The organism is Sphingomonas dokdonensis, assembly GCF_002197685.1.
Lineage (GTDB): Bacteria > Pseudomonadota > Alphaproteobacteria > Sphingomonadales > Sphingomonadaceae > Sphingomonas > Sphingomonas dokdonensis.
In genome coordinates, this window is sequence record NZ_NBBI01000004.1 from 39,649 (window position 1) to 58,042 (window position 18,394).

19 protein-coding genes and 1 tRNA gene are annotated in these 18,394 nt (G+C 66.0%); 12 read left to right on the plus strand and 8 right to left on the minus strand.

Annotated elements, in window-relative coordinates; genetic code table 11:
- Positions 1–322: 322 nt before the first annotated feature.
- The 6 genes from SPDO_RS11025 to SPDO_RS11050 all read right to left on the minus strand — a co-directional run bounded on the left by SPDO_RS11025 (position 323) and on the right by SPDO_RS11050 (position 4,842).
- Positions 323–526, minus strand: a complete 204-nt coding sequence (locus SPDO_RS11025) for a hypothetical protein (RefSeq protein ID WP_143559642.1) — start codon at positions 524–526, stop codon at positions 323–325.
- Between the two features lie 185 nt (positions 527–711).
- Positions 712–1,086, minus strand: a complete 375-nt coding sequence (locus tag SPDO_RS11030; RefSeq protein ID WP_088367569.1) for a hypothetical protein — start codon at positions 1,084–1,086, stop codon at positions 712–714.
- Positions 1,083–1,607 carry a DUF5681 domain-containing protein gene (locus tag SPDO_RS17175; RefSeq protein ID WP_245829410.1) on the minus strand — a complete coding sequence of 175 codons (525 nt, stop codon included), beginning with the start codon at positions 1,605–1,607 and terminating at the stop codon, positions 1,083–1,085. Before SPDO_RS17175 ends, SPDO_RS11030 begins: the two co-directional genes overlap by 4 nt.
- A gap of 22 nt (positions 1,608–1,629) precedes the next feature.
- Positions 1,630–2,346: a hypothetical protein gene (locus SPDO_RS11040; protein ID WP_088367570.1), complete on the minus strand. Its 717-nt coding sequence runs from the start codon at positions 2,344–2,346 to the stop codon at positions 1,630–1,632.
- 499 nt (positions 2,347–2,845) lie between these two features.
- A complete protein-coding gene (locus SPDO_RS11045; RefSeq protein WP_158212188.1) occupies positions 2,846–4,387 on the minus strand; it encodes a YfjI family protein in 1,542 nt (513 codons plus the stop codon).
- A 194-nt stretch (positions 4,388–4,581) separates the two neighbouring features.
- Positions 4,582–4,842 (minus strand): helix-turn-helix transcriptional regulator, encoded by a 261-nt coding sequence (locus SPDO_RS11050; protein WP_088367572.1) that lies wholly within the window; start codon positions 4,840–4,842, stop codon positions 4,582–4,584.
- Between the two features lie 320 nt (positions 4,843–5,162).
- Here SPDO_RS11050 and SPDO_RS11055 point away from each other — a divergent pair, with 320 nt between their 5' ends.
- Complete coding sequence (locus SPDO_RS11055; protein WP_088367573.1) at positions 5,163–5,600, plus strand: RFX family transcription factor; 438 nt, start codon at positions 5,163–5,165, stop codon at positions 5,598–5,600.
- 101 nt (positions 5,601–5,701) lie between these two features.
- Here SPDO_RS11055 and SPDO_RS11060 read toward each other — a convergent pair whose 3' ends face one another.
- Positions 5,702–7,027 (minus strand): tyrosine-type recombinase/integrase, encoded by a 1,326-nt coding sequence (locus SPDO_RS11060; RefSeq protein ID WP_088367574.1) that lies wholly within the window; start codon positions 7,025–7,027, stop codon positions 5,702–5,704.
- 512 nt (positions 7,028–7,539) lie between these two features.
- On the opposite strand from SPDO_RS11060, the gene SPDO_RS11065 reads away from it, so the two are divergent.
- The 11 genes from SPDO_RS11065 to SPDO_RS11115 all read left to right on the plus strand — a co-directional run bounded on the left by SPDO_RS11065 (position 7,540) and on the right by SPDO_RS11115 (position 17,251).
- A complete protein-coding gene (locus SPDO_RS11065) occupies positions 7,540–8,769 on the plus strand; it encodes an FAD-dependent oxidoreductase (RefSeq protein WP_088367575.1) in 1,230 nt (409 codons plus the stop codon).
- A 2-nt stretch (positions 8,770–8,771) separates the two neighbouring features.
- Entirely contained in the window at positions 8,772–9,119 is a 348-nt protein-coding gene (locus SPDO_RS11070; protein WP_088367576.1) for a YybH family protein, read from the plus strand.
- Positions 9,120–9,134: 15 nt separating this feature from the next.
- Positions 9,135–10,250, plus strand: coding sequence for an acyl-CoA dehydrogenase family protein (locus SPDO_RS11075; RefSeq protein WP_088367577.1), 1,116 nt, complete (start codon positions 9,135–9,137; stop codon positions 10,248–10,250).
- Between the two features lie 70 nt (positions 10,251–10,320).
- Positions 10,321–11,568 carry an acyl-CoA dehydrogenase family protein gene (locus SPDO_RS11080; protein ID WP_088367578.1) on the plus strand — a complete coding sequence of 416 codons (1,248 nt, stop codon included), beginning with the start codon at positions 10,321–10,323 and terminating at the stop codon, positions 11,566–11,568.
- A 287-nt stretch (positions 11,569–11,855) separates the two neighbouring features.
- A complete protein-coding gene (locus SPDO_RS11085; RefSeq protein ID WP_088367579.1) occupies positions 11,856–12,260 on the plus strand; it encodes a hypothetical protein in 405 nt (134 codons plus the stop codon).
- Positions 12,257–12,931: a peptidylprolyl isomerase gene (locus SPDO_RS11090; protein ID WP_088367580.1), complete on the plus strand. Its 675-nt coding sequence runs from the start codon at positions 12,257–12,259 to the stop codon at positions 12,929–12,931. The genes SPDO_RS11085 and SPDO_RS11090 overlap by 4 nt, the downstream gene beginning before the upstream one ends.
- Entirely contained in the window at positions 12,928–13,935 is a 1,008-nt protein-coding gene (locus SPDO_RS11095) for a zinc-dependent alcohol dehydrogenase family protein (protein ID WP_088367581.1), read from the plus strand. Before SPDO_RS11090 ends, SPDO_RS11095 begins: the two co-directional genes overlap by 4 nt.
- A 122-nt stretch (positions 13,936–14,057) precedes the next feature.
- Entirely contained in the window at positions 14,058–15,284 is a 1,227-nt protein-coding gene (locus SPDO_RS11100; RefSeq protein ID WP_088367582.1) for a M20 metallopeptidase family protein, read from the plus strand.
- Between the two features lie 102 nt (positions 15,285–15,386).
- A complete protein-coding gene (locus tag SPDO_RS11105; protein ID WP_088367583.1) occupies positions 15,387–16,298 on the plus strand; it encodes a fructose bisphosphate aldolase in 912 nt (303 codons plus the stop codon).
- Positions 16,299–16,523: 225 nt separating this feature from the next.
- Positions 16,524–16,597, plus strand: a tRNA-Gly gene (locus SPDO_RS11110).
- Between the two features lie 93 nt (positions 16,598–16,690).
- Positions 16,691–17,251, plus strand: a complete 561-nt coding sequence (locus SPDO_RS11115; protein WP_088367584.1) for a DUF1993 domain-containing protein — start codon at positions 16,691–16,693, stop codon at positions 17,249–17,251.
- Between the two features lie 36 nt (positions 17,252–17,287).
- Here the strand turns inward: SPDO_RS11115 and SPDO_RS11120 are convergent, their stop codons facing one another.
- On the minus strand, positions 17,288–18,322 hold the full coding sequence (locus tag SPDO_RS11120) for a hypothetical protein (RefSeq protein WP_143559643.1): 1,035 nt from the start codon (positions 18,320–18,322) through the stop codon (positions 17,288–17,290).
- Between the last annotated feature and the right edge of the window lie 72 nt (positions 18,323–18,394).

The following is an 18,394-nucleotide window of genomic DNA, read 5'->3' on the forward strand; positions in this document are numbered from 1 at the left end:
TGTACCTAGATCGCCTCCTTGCACGGATCACACATGCGTACCCGAGCCACGTCGGCGGAGAAGAACGGGCGGCTGCACCGCAGGCAGGAGCGCCAGCCCACATGCCTGACCACTCGCGGGGGGTGTCGGTCGGCGTCCAGCACAGGCTCGCGCCGGGTGCCGCCGTCCCACGGCCACTGCCGCGGCTCCACGAACCCCAGGCCGTCCGCGCCCCGCGTCCGCCGCTCCCGCGTGCTGGGCGCTGCCACCGGCTGCTGGCGCGCGGACACCCCCTGCTGCTCGCGCCACAGCGCAAGCCATTCGGGCACGGGTGCGTGCGTGGTCACCGCCACAGGTCCCAGCACCGATCGGTGTGCCAGCGGACGATGATCGTGATCAGGTGCTCGCCGTCCAGTCGGTCGAGCGTCCCCGCGTCCATCATGGCCCGCCACGCAGCCGCCATGTGCTCCAGCGAGCCGTAGTCGCGCTCGAACGGCGACGGCACGGGGGTGTCGGTGCGCTCCAGCCGCCCGACCCGCGCCAGCATGGAGCGGACGCGCGCCACGTCAGTCGGTGACCGTGCGAGGGTCGCTGCGGGCCGGTGCCTGGGCGGCAGACTCGGCCTCCGCGCGCTCCGCCGTGCGGTCGCGCTCGAACAGCGACCGAACCGGAGGCTTTGGGTCCAGCAGGCTTCCTACGTGTGCCAACAGGGGGCGTACCCGGCGCGCCATCCTAGGCCCTGACCACACCCATGTCGGTCAGCAGCGCCAGGGCGTCCGCCCGTGCGTCGTGGTCACCGGTGTTCCGCACCACGTCCGTGAGCGTGTCGCGGACCAGCCGCAGGTCGGCGGCGTCCATCGGCTGCGGGTGGTCGGGCACCGTGATCCCAAGCATGACGCGCGCCTCTGTGCCGGTGAGCGGCAGCACCTTGACCTGGCACGGGTGGTCGCGGTGGAAGGCGCGCGCTCGCGCCAGGGCAGCGTCGTAGTCGGTGATCGGGTCCAGCGCGGCGCGCCTGCCGTCCACGAGGGTCACCACGAACAGGTCGATCTTCCCCGGTTGGATCGTCGTGCAGCGGTGGCGCGGCTCCCAGGACGCGTAGGTCATGCTCGTCTCTCCTGCTCCAGCGCCGCCAGGCGCTTCTCGAGTTCGTCCGTGGCGCGGATGCTGGACAGCGCGCCGATGGCCTCGATGATCTGGCGACCCACATCGGGGGCGACGACGCCGCCCGCTATGGCCGCGAGCACCTGCTCGACCTGCGTGGCCACCGGGGCCGTCGGATCGAAGTCGAAGGTCACCTTCTCAGCCTGAGACCGCAGCGCGGGCAGCACGCGCGCGAGGATCAGGGAGGCCGCGCCGACCTCCCCCTCCAGCGCCTTCTCGACCAGGGCCGAGACGATGGACTCCGCGTCCGCGAGCATCCGCTGGGCGATCTTGGCCCGCTTGTCCACGATGCCCCGCGGACGGCCAGCCGGGTTCGGGCTGCGCATTCCCGGCGTCCAGGCGCGGCTGGCAGGCTTGGGCAGTGCCGGGGGCTGCGGCGCGGACTGCGGCTGGACAGGCAGCGACACCGCCGCCTGGGCACCGTCCAGCCAGGGCGGCGGGTAGTAGGTCTGTGCCTCGCTCACTGTGCTGGCTCCCCTGTTCAGATCAGTTCTGGATCAGTCTGACCGTGAGCGCCTTGTCGGCACGGGCCTTCGCCTGGCGCAGCGCCTGCACCTCGTGCGGCTTCGCGCCGACCGCCTGCTCCAGCGCAGTGAAAATCATGCCGCCGCGGTTGCCGAGGAGCTTGAGCGCACCCTGCATGACCGCCAGCTTGGCGGCCTCCTCCGGTGCGGCCTGCTCGTGGTATTTCCGCAGCAGTGCCGCGTGGCCCTCCGGCGTCAGCCCGCACAGGTACGAGGGACCGGCGAGCGCGGCCTCAGCGGTCACCAAGTCGCCGCGCGTGATGGCAGCGAACACGAAGCCCGGTCGGTCGGACTCCGGCATCGCCCGGATGTAGGCGCGTATCTCAGCTGCGATGGGGTGGGCCGCACGCGCGTTGACGGGCGCGTTCAGCTTCTCCTCGATCTGCGCGATGCCCTTGGACAGGTTGGAGTGCTCGGTGTCGAACAAGGCCGCGCACTTCTTGAAGACGCGCTGCGCCATGTCGTCCACCTTGATGGTGCGACCGGCCTCGGTCATCGACAGGTCGCGCTTCACCGCCTCGCCCGCGTCGAACACGGCAGCGACCCCTTCGTACGCCTCCTTGAGAGCGCGCTCTGCCCCCGCGACGTACCCCTTGGTGGCGTCGTCATAGCCGGGGAGATTGGTCACGTTGGCGGGATGGAGGCTAGGCGTGACGCGATTGTCGAGCTTGATGGACATGGGGGGCTCCCTGATTGAACCCGCTTACGGTACGCTGACCCCCTACTGTTGTCTCGCTGTTTTCCGTTGCATCACAATCACTTAGCATCGCGCACCCGCTGATTGGGTATCAGTCTGCGGGTGCGCTCGTGCCGGTGACCACAGGTGGCGAGCCGGTCTGATTGGCGCATCGTCGCGACTGTCGCGGGCCGTCGCAGGGGGTCGCGACGGCAGAAACCGCGGTTTTCCGCGGGCTGCGGCCCTATCGTCGCAATCGTAGCGGAATTGGGGTGCATGGGTGGCCCGCCGGGGTGGGTGCACCAGGAGGAGGAGGAGATTATGTTCTATAGCTCGTACAGCGACGCTCCCATTGCGACTGCCCCCGCGCATGGCCCCCCTGCTACCGCGACGATCGCGACGATCACGCTCAAACCCGCAGAAAACCGCGGTTGTCTCCCGCGACGATGGTCGCGACGATCGCGCTTTTCGGTTGCGACGATCCGCGACGATAGCGCGGTCATCAACCGTGTTCCTGGTACACCTCCGCACGCAGGGTGATGTCCAGCCCCTTGCTCCCCTGCCGACGCGTCACCAACACCCTGTGGTGATCTTGCAGCAGCTCCAGAGCGTCGTCCAATCGCTTCGACTTGGCCTCACGCAACCTATTCGGCCCCTTGCGTCGCACCTCGTTAACGGCGACGACCGGGCTGTCCCCCGCCTTGAAGCGCGTGGTGACCTCTCGGACAAGCCACTCTTCCAGTAGCTGAGCGTCCGCCACCTCGGGCGCGGCGTCCGCGCTTCGTGCGAAGCTGACCGCCTCATCGAGGTACCAAGTCATCAAATCGCACGCCGCCAGCATACTCTCGCGTCCGATGGCAGTTGCTGGGTCTCCGGCGAAGGTATGCAGGCAGCACGCCAACCGAGCGGCGTTGTCGGCGGCCTTGCTCGCTACGTCGCGAATGCCGGCGTAGGCCTCGTCCCCTCGGAGTTGCTCCTCGACCTCGTCGTAGAAGTGCTCCCAGATGCGCTGTGCATTCACGTCGAAGGCGAGGTATTCTGCATCTAGCCTGTCTAGCTCATCATAAACTGCCTCCACCGCGAGCAACGTGGTCATCCGTTGGCAGAACGCACCTAGGGCTGGTCTGAAAGCGGGCGGCTTAACGTACAGGCGGGTACCCTGCGTCGAATGGGGTCGGCTGAACAAGAAGCGTGCGAAGTAACCGATGCCCTTCGCCAGCCCACCGGTCTTCTGGACGAAGGAGTCGAGCACAGCGGGTTGGACCTGCAAACCCATCGTCACGCGCATACACTCGACCTGCAACTCCCCCGTCCCGATGCGGCCTTTCTGGATCGGCCCACCGTCCCACATGCTGTTGGCAAGGGCGAGGTTCTGCATGACCGCCTCTGGCTTCATGCCGTGCGATCCGAAGATCGTGCCCGCCTCAGCACTGATGATCGACGCTATGGGGTAACGCTCCAGCGCCGCTGCTAGTGCTTCGGGAGTGTCGTCCCCACGCAGGATACGAACCATCTGAGGTTCCTGCGGCATCGCGAGAGCATGGAGCGTGCGAGGATCGAACTCTGTGCCGAGTTGAGCCGTGATCAGGCCCTCCTCAATGTTCTTGCGCAGCTCCTTGTCTCTACGAGTCCAGTCGTCCATCTCGGACTTATACTTGGTGTACTTCTTCCTGAACGCCGCCTTCTGTTCGGCCTCCCAGTCGCGAATAGGCCCGGTGAACAGCTTGTCGACGGTGGACTTTCGCTCGCCGCTCTCCGCCACCGTCAGCAGGTACAGCGTGGCCGGGCCAGTCAGGGCGGCGTCTCGTCGCACGCTGTATCTTGTCTGTACCGCCGTCGAGATCGCTGTGAGTGCGCTAGCCGCGATCAGCGCGATGGGGGCCTGCACATAACCGGCGACCTCTTGAATGGCTTCTCGAACGAGCGGAGGAAGCGCGTCCAACGGATAGGGCGCAGAAACCCGCTCTTCGGTCAGCGGTCGCGGCTTCGGCAGGAGGTCTTCCGCTGGACGTGCGTCGGTGAAAAATTCTGAGAACTTAACCACGGTGCGGCCCTCCCAGGCTGGAGGCACGACGCGGGGTCGGTTGCGCGGCTACGGCGCGGGCTGGTACAAGGTGCATGGCTTGGTGGCCTCTGATGAAGCGGCGGGGTGTGGTTTGCGTCCACTCCGCCGCTTTTCCGTTGGGGTCTTCCGGTCGTCTTCCGACGCGGACGGGGCGCACGAGATCAGCCGCTAAATCAGCGACTTACGGCGGCCGGACGCCTGACTGCTGATCCGGCGTTCGCCTGGGCGGCGGGGCTGTACGCGCTGGTGCTGCCGTACTTGTGCGCGTCGCGCCACGCGATCACGTCGGCCTCGTCGTAGGCAACACCAGCCTGCGGCGAGCTCCCAAACTTGATGAACGCGGGTCCACGCCCCTTGTGGCGCCAAAACTTCAACGTGTTCGGCGTGATCCCGAGCAGCGCCGCTGCCTGGGTATTTGAGATAGTCTTACTCATGAGGAAACCTCTCGCTCCCTCGACTGCACACGAACCAGTGCACCGCCGAGAATTACTTGACGTTTTCCTCCTGTCCTGTGGGCAGCATACGTAGGCGGGCGTTAGTCAAGCAAGCCGCCACCATGTACCGCACAGCGATTGGCTCTCGGTCGTTGCTGGCGGGCAACATCTATGTGTCGAGCACATCGGGCGGCCAGCCGCGAGGCCGCAACGCTTCCAAAGGCGTGTACCCTGCGTATAGTTCAACCATACATGGGGTACAGCACATGCGAAAAGACGATCCTCGACAGCAGCCGAGGCCGCGCCCCGGCAGTCTTGCAATGACGAGGTACGACCAAGAGGACATCGAGCCGAACCCTATTGCGATTGCTGCCCAGTCGGCCCTGCCCCCGTTTCTGACCGCGGAACCCGATACCGACGCGCAACGCAGATCACGCATTGTGGTCAGCAAGTTGAGGGCTGCGCGTCGCAAGGCGGACGAACTCGGCGCAATGCTGCGAGACGAGACGTTCGATGACTGGGTGCGGCGCAACCTCTCGGAAGCGTCAAGGCCGGACGAGTGGTGCCAGTCGCGCGAGCTGTACGAGAGCTACGTGCGGCACGCGACCCGATACGGCGCGTCCCGGACTGCCCGCGGTCTCTCTAAGCAGGCGATGGCGACCGAGACGCGCTTCGGGAAGATGATGAGGTCGTTGTTCCCCAAGGTGCGGCGGGCAAAGGGGTGGTTCTACCCGGTCCGGCCGAAACGGGGTGCCTGACGGTGCAGGGCGAGCGTACAGCGTGCAAAGCAAGGCCCCGCTACCCTGGGCGGGGTGCGGGGCCTCCTGGCGCTGGACGGCGCTCGTCCGGTGCGACGGCGCTATGCCCGGAGCGCCACCACGTTGGCACCGCTGGCCTGCGCCGCGGCGACCCGGCCCTGCTGCTCGATCCAGTCGCCGATCTTCTGCACGTCGGGTTGCAGCCAACCCAGGTTCGTAAGGTCTAGGTAGTTGCGGGCGGTCACGTCCTCCTGGGCGGGCTTGTGGCCGGTCAGGAGGTCGGTTGTGAACTTCTCCAACCGGCACTCGCGCATCGCATAGTTCGTGAAAGAGCGGCGCAGGTCGTGAAGGCTGAGGTGCCGACCGGCGACCTCGCTCACCGTCTCCATCGCGCTCCGAGCGTCCATGATCCGACCCGCCCGCGACCAACTCGGGAACACGTAGGGGCTGCGCTCCGTGCCGGTGTCCGCGGCCAGCTTATCAGCGCGGGCCACACGGTCGCGGAGCAGCGCGGCGGCCTGCGACGACAGCGGCAGCGTGATCGGCTCACCACGCTTGCGCTGGTCCAGGTGCCAGGAGCACTCGGCAGGGTCGTCGGACAGGTGCACGCGATCCCAAGTCAGCGCCGCGCCCTCGTCGCGCCGCGCGCCGGTCAGCAGCAGGAAGATGGTCAGGTCGATCCCGGCGAGCGCGTCCCGGCTGCGCGGGTTCTCGCGCGCCTCGTGCAGCGTGTTCCAGACCGCGCCGACCTTACCACGCTCCACGTACCGCTCGGTTCGGCTCCCCAGCTTGGCCCAGTGGTGCTTGAGAGCGCCGACCGGGTTGTGCGTGATCAGGGATGTGCCGTCGCCGCGCCGGTACTCGTCCATCGCGAAGTTGAACAGGATGCGGAGCGTGACCATCGCGGCGTTCGCACTGGCGGGCGCGGCGCGCTTGCCGTCCAGCCCGCCCGTCATCATCTCCGCGTGGCGGTCGCGCACCATGTCGCGGGTGATGCTGGCGATCGGCTTGTCCCGCCAGGAGGCAAACACCTGCTCGATGTGGCGGCGGTACTCCGCGGCGGTCGAGGCGCGCAGCTTGCCGGGGCGTCCGACGTAGGCGTCGAGCACGGTCTGGAGCGTGACCTGGGTGGCCTTCTGCTCGCGCGCGACCTCGCGCGGGTCGATGCCCTGCTCAAACTGGTGGCGGTACTCGTCGGCCTTGCGCCGCGCCTCGTCCACCGTCCAAGCCCCGTAGCTGCCGATGGTGACCCGCACGTCCGTGTTGGTCCCCCGGACGCGGCCCTGAGCGATGAATTTGGCCAGCCCGGTAGGCGTGACGCGCAGGCCGAAGCCCTTGGCGTCCTTGTCCCAGTAGAGCACGTCCGACTTGCCGCCCGGCTTGGCCACGCGGTCGATGTTCGTCTTCGTCAGCTTGAGCTGCGGCATGAGTAAGCGCTCCGTAAGTTGCCCGTAAGTTGATGGGCGGAACTTACGATAACCTACGCCTTACGTCTCCGACCTGTTTTCCGAGTAATTTCAATGACCGAACTACTTACGAGCACCTGCACTAACGTCCGCTAACACTGGCTCATGCAAACTCTTAATCAGCGGGTCCTTGGTTCGAGCCCAAGTGCGTCCACCATATACAGGTGATCCAACGGTGACGGGCAGCGCGACACGGCGCGCCCTCCCGTTGGACACTTTGCTCCCCTTCAATCCGTAGACGCCGATTGGCTTATGAAGCCAGGCCAGCGAGCGCTCGCATGGTAGCGCATCGCACACCATGGCTCCCCGCCCTCCGGCCTCACGAACAGTCTGATCGCAGTGATTAACTAGCGGTCTCGCAGTCGATCACCATTGACTTGCCCGCCAACCCGCCCATAGCTGTGCAATTAGGTCGAGCGACTTAGTTGTCCGATCGTTTGCCCACGCCGGCAAGCGACGGCGGGAGAGCGGGCATGACGTACGACATCATCATCGTGGGTGGTGGCATTGGCGGATCGGCACTTGCAACGGTGATGGCACGCGCCGGGCGATCGGTGCTGCTGCTCGAGAAAACGCTCGCATATGAAGACAAGGTGCGCGGCGAGTGGATCTCGCCGTGGGGCGTGACCGAGACAAGGCGCCTTGCCCTCTACGACACGTTGGTGGCCGCGGGCGGGCACCATCTGACGAGCCACGTGACCTACGACGAGACGCGCGATCCGGCGAAAGCGGAAGCGAGCGCCCTGCCGCTTGGTATGTTTGCACCGGACGTGCCCGGTCCCTTGTGCATCCGGCATCCGGTCCATTGCCAGGCACTGTTCGACGCTGCTGCGGCCGCCGGCGCGACGATCCTGCGCGGCGTGACGGTTAATGAGATCAGTCTCGGGGCGGCACCGAGCGTTACGTACACGCACGATGGCGCGGCATGCACCGCCCATGCGCCGCTGGTGGTCGGGGCGGAGGGTCGCCAATCGGCGGTGCGTCGAGCCGCAGGGCTGACGCTGCATCAGGACAAGCCGCACCATTGGTTCGCCGGCTTGCTGGTCGACGGTGTGGCGGATTGGGACGAAACGCGGCAGGCAATCGGGACCGAAGAGGACTTCGCCTTTCTTGCCTTTCCGCAAGGGGCCGGTCGCATGCGTGTTTACGGCGGGTGGGATCTGGCGGCGAAGACGCGCTTCGCCGGCAAGGACGGCCCACAGCGGTTTCTTGATGCGTTTCGCATGAAGTCCGCGCCGCACAACGAAGCGATCGCGCAAGGCACGCCAGCAAGTCCGTTGCTGGCGTATTACAACAACAGCAGCGCTGCCGACCGCCCGTATGCGGACGGGGCCGTGCTGGTGGGTGATGCTGCCGGCTGGAACGACCCGATCCTGGGTCTGGGGCTGTCGATCACCTACCGCGATGTACGGCTAGTCAGCGATATTCTGAAGGAAACGGCGGCCGGACGCGCGCCCGACTTCCGCCCATATGCCGAGGAACGCGCCGAGCGCATGCGGCGGCTACGTATCGCCGCGGAGATGCAGGCGACGCTCGACATGGAGTTCGGCGAAAACGCACGCGCCCGTCGGCGCCGCTATCATGAGGCGAGTGCGGCCGATCCCATGCTGGGGCTGCACGGCGTTGCCACACTGGCCGGCCCGGAAGCGGTGCCGGCCGAGATCTTCGAGCCGGCGCACGTCGCGCGTGTGGTGGGAGCCTAGCGATGGACATCGCGAAATATAATGCGGATTGGCTGGCCGCCTGGACCGCCAAGGACGTGGCCGCGCTGCTCACCTTCTATGCCGAAGATTGCCGCTATTTCGATCCGCAAACCGCTGACGGTATTCAGGGGCACGAAGCGCTCGGCGGCTATCTGACGCAATTGTTCGCCGCGACGCCGGCCATGACCTACACGCCTGACGAGACATGGCCGATCCCCGGTGGCTTCTGCGGCCGCTGGTATTGCGACGTCGCTGGCGGCGGGCGCCTGCGCGGTTTCGACATGGTGCTGCTCGACGGCGATCGGATCGCGCACAACGAAGTCTACGTGCACCAGCTTTCACAGAATTAGGGGAGGAAGGGATCGATGCAATTCGATTTCAACGAACAACAGAATGAATTTCGTCAGGAAGCGCGGCGTTTTCTGGCGGCGGAATGCTCGACCGATCGGGTGCGCAAGGCGCTGGAAGGTGGCGGGTTCGACCGCCAGCTCTGGCAAGGCGTGGCGGAGATGGGCTTTCTCGGCATCGCCATTCCCGAGGAACATGGCGGTCTGGGGCTCGGGTATCTGGAGCTTTGTGCGGTAGCGGAAGAATTCGGCCGGGCGATCGCGCCGCTGCCGATCCTCTCCTCGGTGTATCTCGCTGCCGAAGCGATCAAGACGTTCGGCACGCCCGAGCAGCAGTCCGAATGGTTGCCCAAGATTGCGGCAGGTGCTGCGATCGGTTGCCTGGCCAGTAGCGAAGGCGAGCGTTTGACTGAAAAGAGCGTGCGGGTCGCCTTTGCCAATGGCGCGCTGAACGGCACAAAGGCGCCCGTTCTCGACGGTGACATCGCCGACGTCGCCATCGTGCTGGCGAAGGAGGGAGACGCGCTCAGCCTGGTGCTGGTCGATCTTTCGCAGGATGGCGTCGCACGCAAGGCGCTGGAAACGGTGGACCCGACACGCGGCCAAGCTTCGCTGACGTTCGCTGGTGCCAAGGCCGAGCGGCTGGGTGAGCGCGGCGATGGCTGGGGCAATTTCCAGACGTTGCTTGACCGTGCGGCGGTGCTGGTCGCCTTTGAGCAGATCGGCGGCGCCGACCGCGCGCTTGAGATGGGCCGTGACTATGCGCTCGAGCGCATGGCCTTTGGGCGCCAGATCGGCAGTTTCCAGGCGATCAAGCATATGCTCGCCGATATGTATGTTTCCGCCACGCTGGCGCGCTCCAATGCATATTACGGCGCCTGGGCGCTTTCGACCGGCGCGGCGGAGCTGCCGCGGGCGGCGGCGACCGCGCGGGTTTCTTCCACCAACGCGTTTCGGCACTGCGCCAAGAACAACATCCAGGTGCATGGCGGCATGGGCTTTACGTGGCAGATGGACTGCCACCTCTTCTACCGCCGCGCCAACCAACTGGCGCTGGCGCTCGGCAGTTTACCGGACTGGGAAGAGAAGCTGGTGATGCGCCTGGCGGCCGCAAACGAACCGCTGGCGGCCTGATTTCACGCCTGACTGGCCTTTCGCCCCGCGGTTGAGATCGCAGGGGCACCAGGATGAAGGATCGCAGATCATGAATTTCGACGACACTCCCGAGGAAGCCGCCTTCCGCGCCGAAGCGCGTGCGTGGATCGATGCCAACGCCCCCAAGCATCTGCAGCCGATCCTGTCCGGATCGGGCCATGGCACGGCCGGCGACATCGCCGACTTCGATATGCTGGCGGAGAGCAAGGCATGGCAGAAGAAGAAGTATGACGCCGGCTGGGCGTGCCTGCACTGGCCAAAGGAATATGGCGGGCGCGGCGCGACCCCGATGCAGCGCGTGATCTGGAACCAGGAAGAAGGCATCTACGCCCAGTTGTCGTTCACCTTCATCATCGGTCAGGGAATGTGCGGCCCGACGGTGATGGCGTGGGGCAATGAGGACGACAAGCAGGCGCTTCTGCCCCCGCTTGCGGCCGGCGAGGACGTGTGGTGCCAGATGTTCTCCGAACCATCCGCCGGATCGGATCTTGCCGGGCTGCGAACCCGCGCCGTCAAGGATGGCGGCGAATGGGTGATCAACGGCTCCAAGATCTGGACATCGGGCGCGCACATTTCGCAATATGGCATCCTGCTCACCCGCACCGATCCGAGCGTCGCGAAGCACAAGGGGCTGACGATGTTCTGGGTCGACATGCGCTCGCCCGGCATCGAGGTGCGCCCGATCCTTCAGGCGCACGGCCAATCGGGCTTCAACGAGGTGTTCTTCACCGACCTGCGCATCCCCGACAGTCAGCACTTGGGCGGCGTGGGCCAGGGCTGGACGGTGTCGCTCACCACGCTGATGAACGAGCGGCTGTCGATCGGCTCGGGCATGTCCACCGGTTTCGAGACGCTGATGGACTATGCGGTGCGTGCGCCGGGGCGTGACGGCGGTCGCCTGGTCGACGATCCGGCAATCCGATCCAAGCTGGCAGACTGGGCAACGAAGGCCAGCGGGCTAAAATACACCTCGATGCGCGCGCTCACCGCTTTGTCGAAGGGTGAGGAACCCGGGCCGGAGAACTCGATCGGAAAGCTGGTTGCCGGCGCCACCAGCCAGGATATCGCGACCTTCGCGATCGACCTTCAGGGCGAGGCGGGCATCCTGACCGATCCGGCGCAGGCCGCGCATGCGGCACGGTTCCAGGCGACGCTGATGCGTAGCCCGGCGACGCGGATCGAGGGCGGCACGGACGAGATCCTGCGCAACATCATCGCCGAGCGCGTGCTGGGGCTGCCCGGCGACGTGCGTGTCGACAAGGATGTGCCGTTCGAGAAGATCCCGACCCGCGCCTGATCTTAGGCGGCACGCGGCGGCGCTTCGGCGCGTGCCGCGTGCCGCTGGCAGCATGCCGTAGCGCCCGGTACACGGACTTTCCTCCATTCGGTTGCGGCGATAGGTTGCGGGCGGACGCGATGCGATCGCTGATGCCACCCAAGCGCCGTGTCACGCGTTCAGGAGTTCCACCGACACGAGGACCCTTGATGCGAATACTATCCGCTGCCGCGCTGATACTCGCCGCAACAACGGCGCAGGCGCAGGATCCTGCGAGAGACGCGGCCTGTTCGAACGTCCGGATCGCAATGCCGGCAGAATTCGCGACTTGGTCCGACCAGACGCCGGTTGCTGCCGGAACGGAGGCTGGCGGCGGCGCCACAATCCGTCCGGGCCTGGCGGTGCGTGTCGCCCTCCACCCCGCGCAGCATCTGAAGCTCGACCCGGCGCCGAAGCACACGGGGCCACATGGCGGCACGCTGACCCTCGTGATCGCGCAAGCCGGCACCTATCGCCTCGCGCTTGGCGGGCCGGTCTGGATCGACATGATCCGGAACAACAAGGCGCTTGCTTCAACAGCGCATGCGCATGGGCCGAAGTGCTCGGGCATTCGCAAGACGGTGACCTTCGACCTGTCGCCCGGAAATTATGTCGTTCAGCTGTCGGGCAGCGATGCTGACAGCGTGTCTCTCCTTGCCGCAAAGGTTGCCTGATGCGTTCGCTTCTGATCCCCGCCGTTATTCTCCTGTCCACGCCGGCAATCGCCCAGACCACCGCGCCTGCACCCGTTCCTGCCCCCTCCCCTGCGCCGACGAACCCTTCCAACGCGGCAGAGCCGGCGGCGACCACGCAGGTGACGCTGATGACCGCACAAGGACCGATCGTTCTTGCGATCGAAACCGAGAAAGCACCGATAACTGCCGCAAACTTCCTGAAATATGTGGAGGGAAAGCGGCTGGACGGCACTGTTTTCTACCGCACGGTCAAGGTGCAGGACGAGCCGCGCTACGGCTTCATCCAGTTCGGCACGCAGAACGATCCCAAGCGCACGCTGCCCCCGATCACGCATGAGCCGACCAGCAAGACCGGCCTCAGTCATGTCGATGGTGCGATCTCCATGGCGATGGCAGAGCCCGGCACGGCGCGCGGCGACTTTTTCATCATCGTCGGCAACACACCCGCAATGGATGCCGAGGGCGCGAACCCCGGCTATGCCGTTTTCGGCCGCGTGATCCAGGGAATGGATGTGGTGCGCCGGATCATGGACATGCCGACATCGCCAACCAAGGGAGAGGGGATCATGAAAGGCCAGATGCTGGAGCCCACCGTGCCGCTGAAAACAGCGCGGAAGACAACCACCGTGATCGAGGGGCCGGCGTCGTGAGGGCGATCACGATCGCGTCGCCCGGTGGCCTGGACAAGCTGGCACTGTCCGACCGACCCGATCCTGGCACGCCGCGTGCCGGCGAGGTGCGCGTCGCGCTTCATGCCAGCTCGCTGAACTTCCACGATTACCTCGTCTGTTCGGGCAAGTCTCCGCCGGCGGACGGACGCATCCCGATGGCGGATGGTGCCGGAATCGTCGAGGCGGTGGGCGCAGGCGTGACCGATTTCGTGCCGGGCGATCATGTTGTCTCGTGCTTCTTTCCCGACTGGCATGCCGGCCCGCCAAAGGTGGCCGATTTCAAGCGGGTGCCGGGTGACGGCATCGATGGGTTCGCCTGCGATGCCGTTGTGTTGCCCGCCACCGCCTTCACCAAGGCGCCGCAGGGATGGAGCCATGAAGAGGCAGCGACCATCACCACAGCCGGCCTCACGGCGTGGCGCGCGCTGGTGGTGGATGCGGGGCTGAAGGCGGGCGACACCGTGCTGGCACTCGGCACCGGCGGCGTTTCGATCTACGCGCTTCAGATCGCGCATGCGATGGGCGCACAGGTCATCGTCACGTCATCGTCGGACGAAAAGCTCGAGCGGGCGAAGGACTTGGGCGCCAGCCACACGATCAACTACAGCAGCGAGAAGAATTGGGGCCGCAAGGTCATGGAGCTGACCGGCGGTCGCGGCGTTGACGTCGTGGTCGAGGTGGGCGGCCCCGGTACCCTGGGCCAGTCGCTCCAGGCGGTGCGTATCGGCGGGCATGTGGCGCTGATCGGCGTCCTCACCGGCGTCAGCGGCGACGTACCCACCGCGCTGCTGATGGCGAAACAGGCAAAGCTGCAAGGGTTGGTCGTCGGCAGCCGGCAGGAACAGGAGGATTTCGTCCGCGCCCTGGAAATCAGCGGCATCCGGCCGGTGATCGATCGCACGTTCGCGCTTGAGGAACTGGCGGACGCGTTCCGGCACCAGGAAACGGGCGATCATTTCGGCAAGATCGCGGTGCGCTGGTAGGCTCCTGCCCAGCCTTCAATGAGCGGCCATGCTGCGCGTTTGGGCTACGCCTGATAGCAGGGTGGGAGCATTTTGCAGAGCGGCGGGACCGGCCTAAGGTGGGGCATGGAAAGGATTATTCGATGAACGCTCCCACGATGCAGCAGGATTGGCGCGCGCTCGGCGAAGCGGTGTTGCCGGACACTGTGGCGCTGCGCCGCGCCATCCATGCCGAGCCCGAGATCGGGCTTCACTGCCCCAAGACGACCGCCAAGCTGAAGGCGGCGCTCGCCGGCCTGCCGCTCGAAATACACGACAGCACGTCGACGACCGGCTTTATCGCGATCCTGCGCGGCGGGCGGGGACAGGCTGGCGACAACGGGCGCACCGTGCTGTTGCGCGGCGACATGGATGCGCTGCCGCTGACCGAGGAGACGGGGCTCGACTTCGCCTCCACGATCCCCGGTGCGATGCACGCTTGCGGCCATGATGCACATTCCGCGATGCTGGCCGGTGCAGCGCGGACATTGTGCGCGCGCAAGGATGACCTGCCCGGCACGATCGTGTTCATGTTCCAGCCCGGCGAAGAAGGACATCACGGCGCGCGCTGGATGATCGAGGATGGTCTGCTGGAGCTTGCCAAGCCTGATGCGGCGTTCGCGCTCCACATCTCGCCGAACGCACCGGCCGGCGTTTTCGTCGGTCGCAACGGGCCCCTGCTCGCCTCCACCGACACGCTGATCGCGAGCATCAAGGGCAAGGGTGGCCATGCCGCCATGCCTCACGACTGCATCGACCCGATCCCGGTGGCGTGCGAGATCGTGACGGCGCTGCAGAATTTCGTGGCGCGTCGCATTCCGGTCGCCGATCCGGCGGTGCTGACGATCACCCAGATGCATGCCGGCAGCAGCCATAACATCATCCCCGATGCCGTCCGGCTGATGGGCACGCTGCGCACGCTGTCCGACGGCACGCGTGAAAAGGCGCGGGCCGCCTTTCGGCAAATCGCGGAAAATATCGCCGCCGCTCATGGCTGCACGGCCGACGTCTCGATCGAGGAGGGCTATCCCGTCACTTTCTGCGATCCGCGCGCGACAGCGATGATGCGCGATCTCGCCACCACGATTTCCGGCGAGGAGGGCTGGTCGCCGATGGCGGCGCCGATGATGGGCGGCGAGGATTTTTCCTATGTGCTGAAGGAAGTGCCCGGCGCGATGGCGTTCGTCGGCGTCGCGGCGCCCGGCAGCGACCCGCGCACCAACCCGCCGCTGCACAATACCCGCATGACCATCGAGGAAAGCGTGATGGCGAAGGGTGTCGCCATGCATTGCGCGCTGGCCGAGCGGTTCCTGGAGCGGGGCTTCGACTGAGCGTCAGCCGCGGCGCGTCCGGCCGCAGGGTGCAGGCGCTGGCAAAAGCCGGCGCTTCATCCTAATGGCTCATGTCACAAGACACAAAGGGGATAGCTGAACATGACGCCTGCTGAGATGACCGCGAAGATCGCTGACGGCCAGGGCTTTATCGCCGCGCTGGATCAATCTGGCGGCTCAACGCCCAAGGCGCTGAAGGGCTATGGCGTGCAGGAGAATGCCTGGTCGACCGAGGAAGAAATGTTCGGCCTGATCCACGACATGCGGGCGCGGATCATCACCTCGCCGGTGTTCACCGGCGACAAGGTGATCGGTGCGATCCTGTTCGAGCGGACGATGGACGGCGAGGCGGGCGGAAAGCCGGTGCCGCAGGCGCTGCACGATCGCGGGGTCGTGCCTTTTCTCAAGATCGACAAGGGGCTTGAGGCCGAAGAAAACGGCGTTCAGCTGATGAAGGACATGCCGGGCCTCGATGCGCTGCTCGACCGGGCGGCCAAGCTCGGCGTGTTCGGCACCAAGGAGCGCTCGGTCATCAACCTTGCCAATCGTGAGGGGATCGCGGCCGTCGTGAAGCAGCAGTTCGAGGTGGCGCAGCAAGTGCTGTCGCACGGCCTGATGCCGATCATCGAGCCAGAGGTGAACATCAAGAGCCCGGAGCGGGCCGAGGCGGACGCGATCCTGCTGGACGAGATCACCAAGGCGCTGGACGCCATGACGGGCGACGCCAAGGTCATGCTGAAGCTGTCGCTGCCGACCAAGGCCGACCTGTTCCGCCCGTTGGTGGAGCACCCGCGCGTCCTGCGCGTCGTTGCCCTGTCGGGCGGCTTTGCGCGTCCTGAGGCGTGCGAGGAGCTGGCGCGCAATCATGGCATCATCGCCAGCTTCAGCCGCGCGCTGCTGGAAGACCTGCGCTTCGAGATGAGCGATGAGGAATTCAACACGGCGCTCGGCACCGCGATCGATCAGATCTGGGCGGCGTCGGCCAAAAAGGACGGGGCAGCAGCGGCCGCCTGACGGCGTAAAACAGCCTTCAGGCGAGCAGATGCGGCCGGTGGGCGGGTTGGCTTCGGCCTCTTTCGGCCATTTGGATTTTGCAGCGCCTTGCGGCTGATTTGATCAAAGCGGCGATCCTGGTTGCAAGCATGCTTGCACCCGGATCGCCGTTTGCATATGGCCGGCTTTGTCGGGGTTCGGCTATGGTCGAGCGACGAGAGATGCGCAGTCGGTCTCGCTGGCGATGCGGGTATAGCACAATGGTAGTGCAGCAGCCTTCCAAGCTGAATACACGGGTTCGATTCCCGTTACCCGCTCCACCCTTCCCACTTCCATCTTCGCCAGCCGCTTGACGGGCATGCGCGCGGCGGCTTGGGCTCGCGGACCCGTCCAGCGATGAAAGCGAAGCGTTCATGAACCTGCAAGACCTCGTCGTGCCCACGTACCAGCAGATGCTGCGGACACTTTCGGACTGGCTGAGCAAGGCCGAGGCCCAGCGACCCGGCGGTGCGGCCGACGCTCTGTTGAGCGCCCGATTGGCGCCGGACATGTTCCCGCTCGCCACGCAAATCCGCTTTGCCTGCCGGCAGGCGCAGGAAGCCGTGTTCCGCCTGCGCGAGCAGCCGTTTCCGGAGGTGCTCGAGGCGCTGCTGAACGAAGCGCGCAACGCCGGGGAGCATCCCGGAACCATCGCCGAGGCGAAAGCGCGGATCGAGGAAACGCTGGCCGTGGTTGCAGCCGAAGCCGAGGCTGGCATCACGATCGATCCCGACGCGCCAATCGCGCATGCGCTGCCGAATGGCATGACCCTGGACCTTAGCGCGGCGCAATACGCCCGCGACTGGGCGCTGCCGCAATTCTATTTCCACCTTGTCGCCGCCTATGCCGTCCTGCGCGCGGAAGGCGTGGAGCTGGGCAAGGCGGATTACGTGGCGCACATGTTTCCGTATTTCCGCACCCCTGCGGACGCGTGAGGCCGACGGGAAGCCGGGCGGCCACACAGCCGCGACCTATTGCTGCTCCTTCAATTGCCGTTCGAGCGCCGAGATCCGGCGATCCATGGCGATGATCAGATCCAGCAAGGCGGGGATGACCACGGCGGGGGCCGAATGCGACGGCTCCGGGCCGGGGCCGGTCGACGGCGCCGTAAGGGCGAGGCCGTAGTCGCGGGCGAGCGCGGCGTTTTCTTCGTCGAAACCTGCCACGAACCGGTCCCACGCGCTGCCGCTGGGCAGGGTCGAGGCGGGGTCGACATCGCGGTAGCGGCGCTTTTCCACGCCATGAGCGGCGAGCGTCCGTTGCAGCGGACCGGGCAGCGCCTCTCCCTCCTGCTGTCCCTGGTAGAGCCGGTACAGCGTCATCACCGTGGGATCGGGCGTCTGATAATGGCGCAGCGCCCCCTCGCTCTCGGCCGGCGCGGGCAACCCGGCGACGCCTAGAAAATCGGTCACCACATCAGGCGCCGCGTCATAGGAGCGAACATGCAGCCGCTCGGGTGCGATCGCATGCCGCCAGCGTTCGATTACCTGCCGGTAGTCGGCGCCGCGCGCCGCTGCCTCCGGCAGCCATTCGGCAAAGGAGCGGATCGGGCCGACGGTCGACTTATGCTTCACGCCCCATTGCAGATAGGCCGATACCAGCCAGCTCGCCTGATGCCGGAAGAACAGCACGACCTGCGTCTCGCAATCTGGTGCGAGCCGGGCGATCACCCGCCCGATCAGATCGGCGTTGGTGGCCAGCGCAATGTGGCTCCAGATAAAGGTGGTGATGCCAGGCCGCGCCGCTATGCGTCGGGAGAGGAGATCGACCAGCCGATCCTCGATGGCCGGATCATCCGCCAGCGCGCGTTGCAGATCGTCGGCGGAGGTGAAGCCACCCGGCAGCGGATCGCCACGCTCCAGAAACATGCCGAGATAGCTGGCGTTCGCCTGTCGCAACTCGGCGGCGTGATCGCGGCAATATTTCTGGATCGCCGAGGAGCCGGATTTGCCCAGCCCGGCGTGGATGATCAGCCGCCGTTTCGATTGAGGATGGCCTTCAGGCATCAGCAACGCCGATCAGCATATCGGATGGCGCCAGCGGCAACCGCTTCATCAACGGTCCAATCTCCGGAGAGA

Bases quoted from the DNA above. Each gene is read 5' to 3' on its own strand.
- SPDO_RS11025 (WP_143559642.1), bottom strand. From the start codon at position 526: ATGCTGGCGCGGGTCGGGCGGCTGGAGCGCACCGACACCCCCGTGCCG.
- SPDO_RS11030 (WP_088367569.1), bottom strand. From the start codon at position 1,086: ATGACCTACGCGTCCTGGGAGCCGCGCCACCGCTGCACGACGATCCAA.
- SPDO_RS11040 (WP_088367570.1), bottom strand. From the start codon at position 2,346: ATGTCCATCAAGCTCGACAATCGCGTCACGCCTAGCCTCCATCCCGCC.
- SPDO_RS11050 (WP_088367572.1), bottom strand. From the start codon at position 4,842: ATGAGTAAGACTATCTCAAATACCCAGGCAGCGGCGCTGCTCGGGATC.
- SPDO_RS11055 (WP_088367573.1), top strand. From the start codon at position 5,163: ATGACGAGGTACGACCAAGAGGACATCGAGCCGAACCCTATTGCGATT.
- SPDO_RS11060 (WP_088367574.1), bottom strand. From the start codon at position 7,027: ATGCCGCAGCTCAAGCTGACGAAGACGAACATCGACCGCGTGGCCAAG.
- SPDO_RS11065 (WP_088367575.1), top strand. From the start codon at position 7,540: ATGACGTACGACATCATCATCGTGGGTGGTGGCATTGGCGGATCGGCA.
- SPDO_RS11070 (WP_088367576.1), top strand. From the start codon at position 8,772: ATGGACATCGCGAAATATAATGCGGATTGGCTGGCCGCCTGGACCGCC.
- SPDO_RS11075 (WP_088367577.1), top strand. From the start codon at position 9,135: ATGCAATTCGATTTCAACGAACAACAGAATGAATTTCGTCAGGAAGCG.
- SPDO_RS11080 (WP_088367578.1), top strand. From the start codon at position 10,321: ATGAATTTCGACGACACTCCCGAGGAAGCCGCCTTCCGCGCCGAAGCG.
- SPDO_RS11085 (WP_088367579.1), top strand. From the start codon at position 11,856: ATGCCGGCAGAATTCGCGACTTGGTCCGACCAGACGCCGGTTGCTGCC.
- SPDO_RS11100 (WP_088367582.1), top strand. From the start codon at position 14,058: ATGAACGCTCCCACGATGCAGCAGGATTGGCGCGCGCTCGGCGAAGCG.
- SPDO_RS11105 (WP_088367583.1), top strand. From the start codon at position 15,387: ATGACGCCTGCTGAGATGACCGCGAAGATCGCTGACGGCCAGGGCTTT.
- SPDO_RS11115 (WP_088367584.1), top strand. From the start codon at position 16,691: ATGAACCTGCAAGACCTCGTCGTGCCCACGTACCAGCAGATGCTGCGG.
- SPDO_RS11120 (WP_143559643.1), bottom strand. From the start codon at position 18,322: ATGCCTGAAGGCCATCCTCAATCGAAACGGCGGCTGATCATCCACGCC.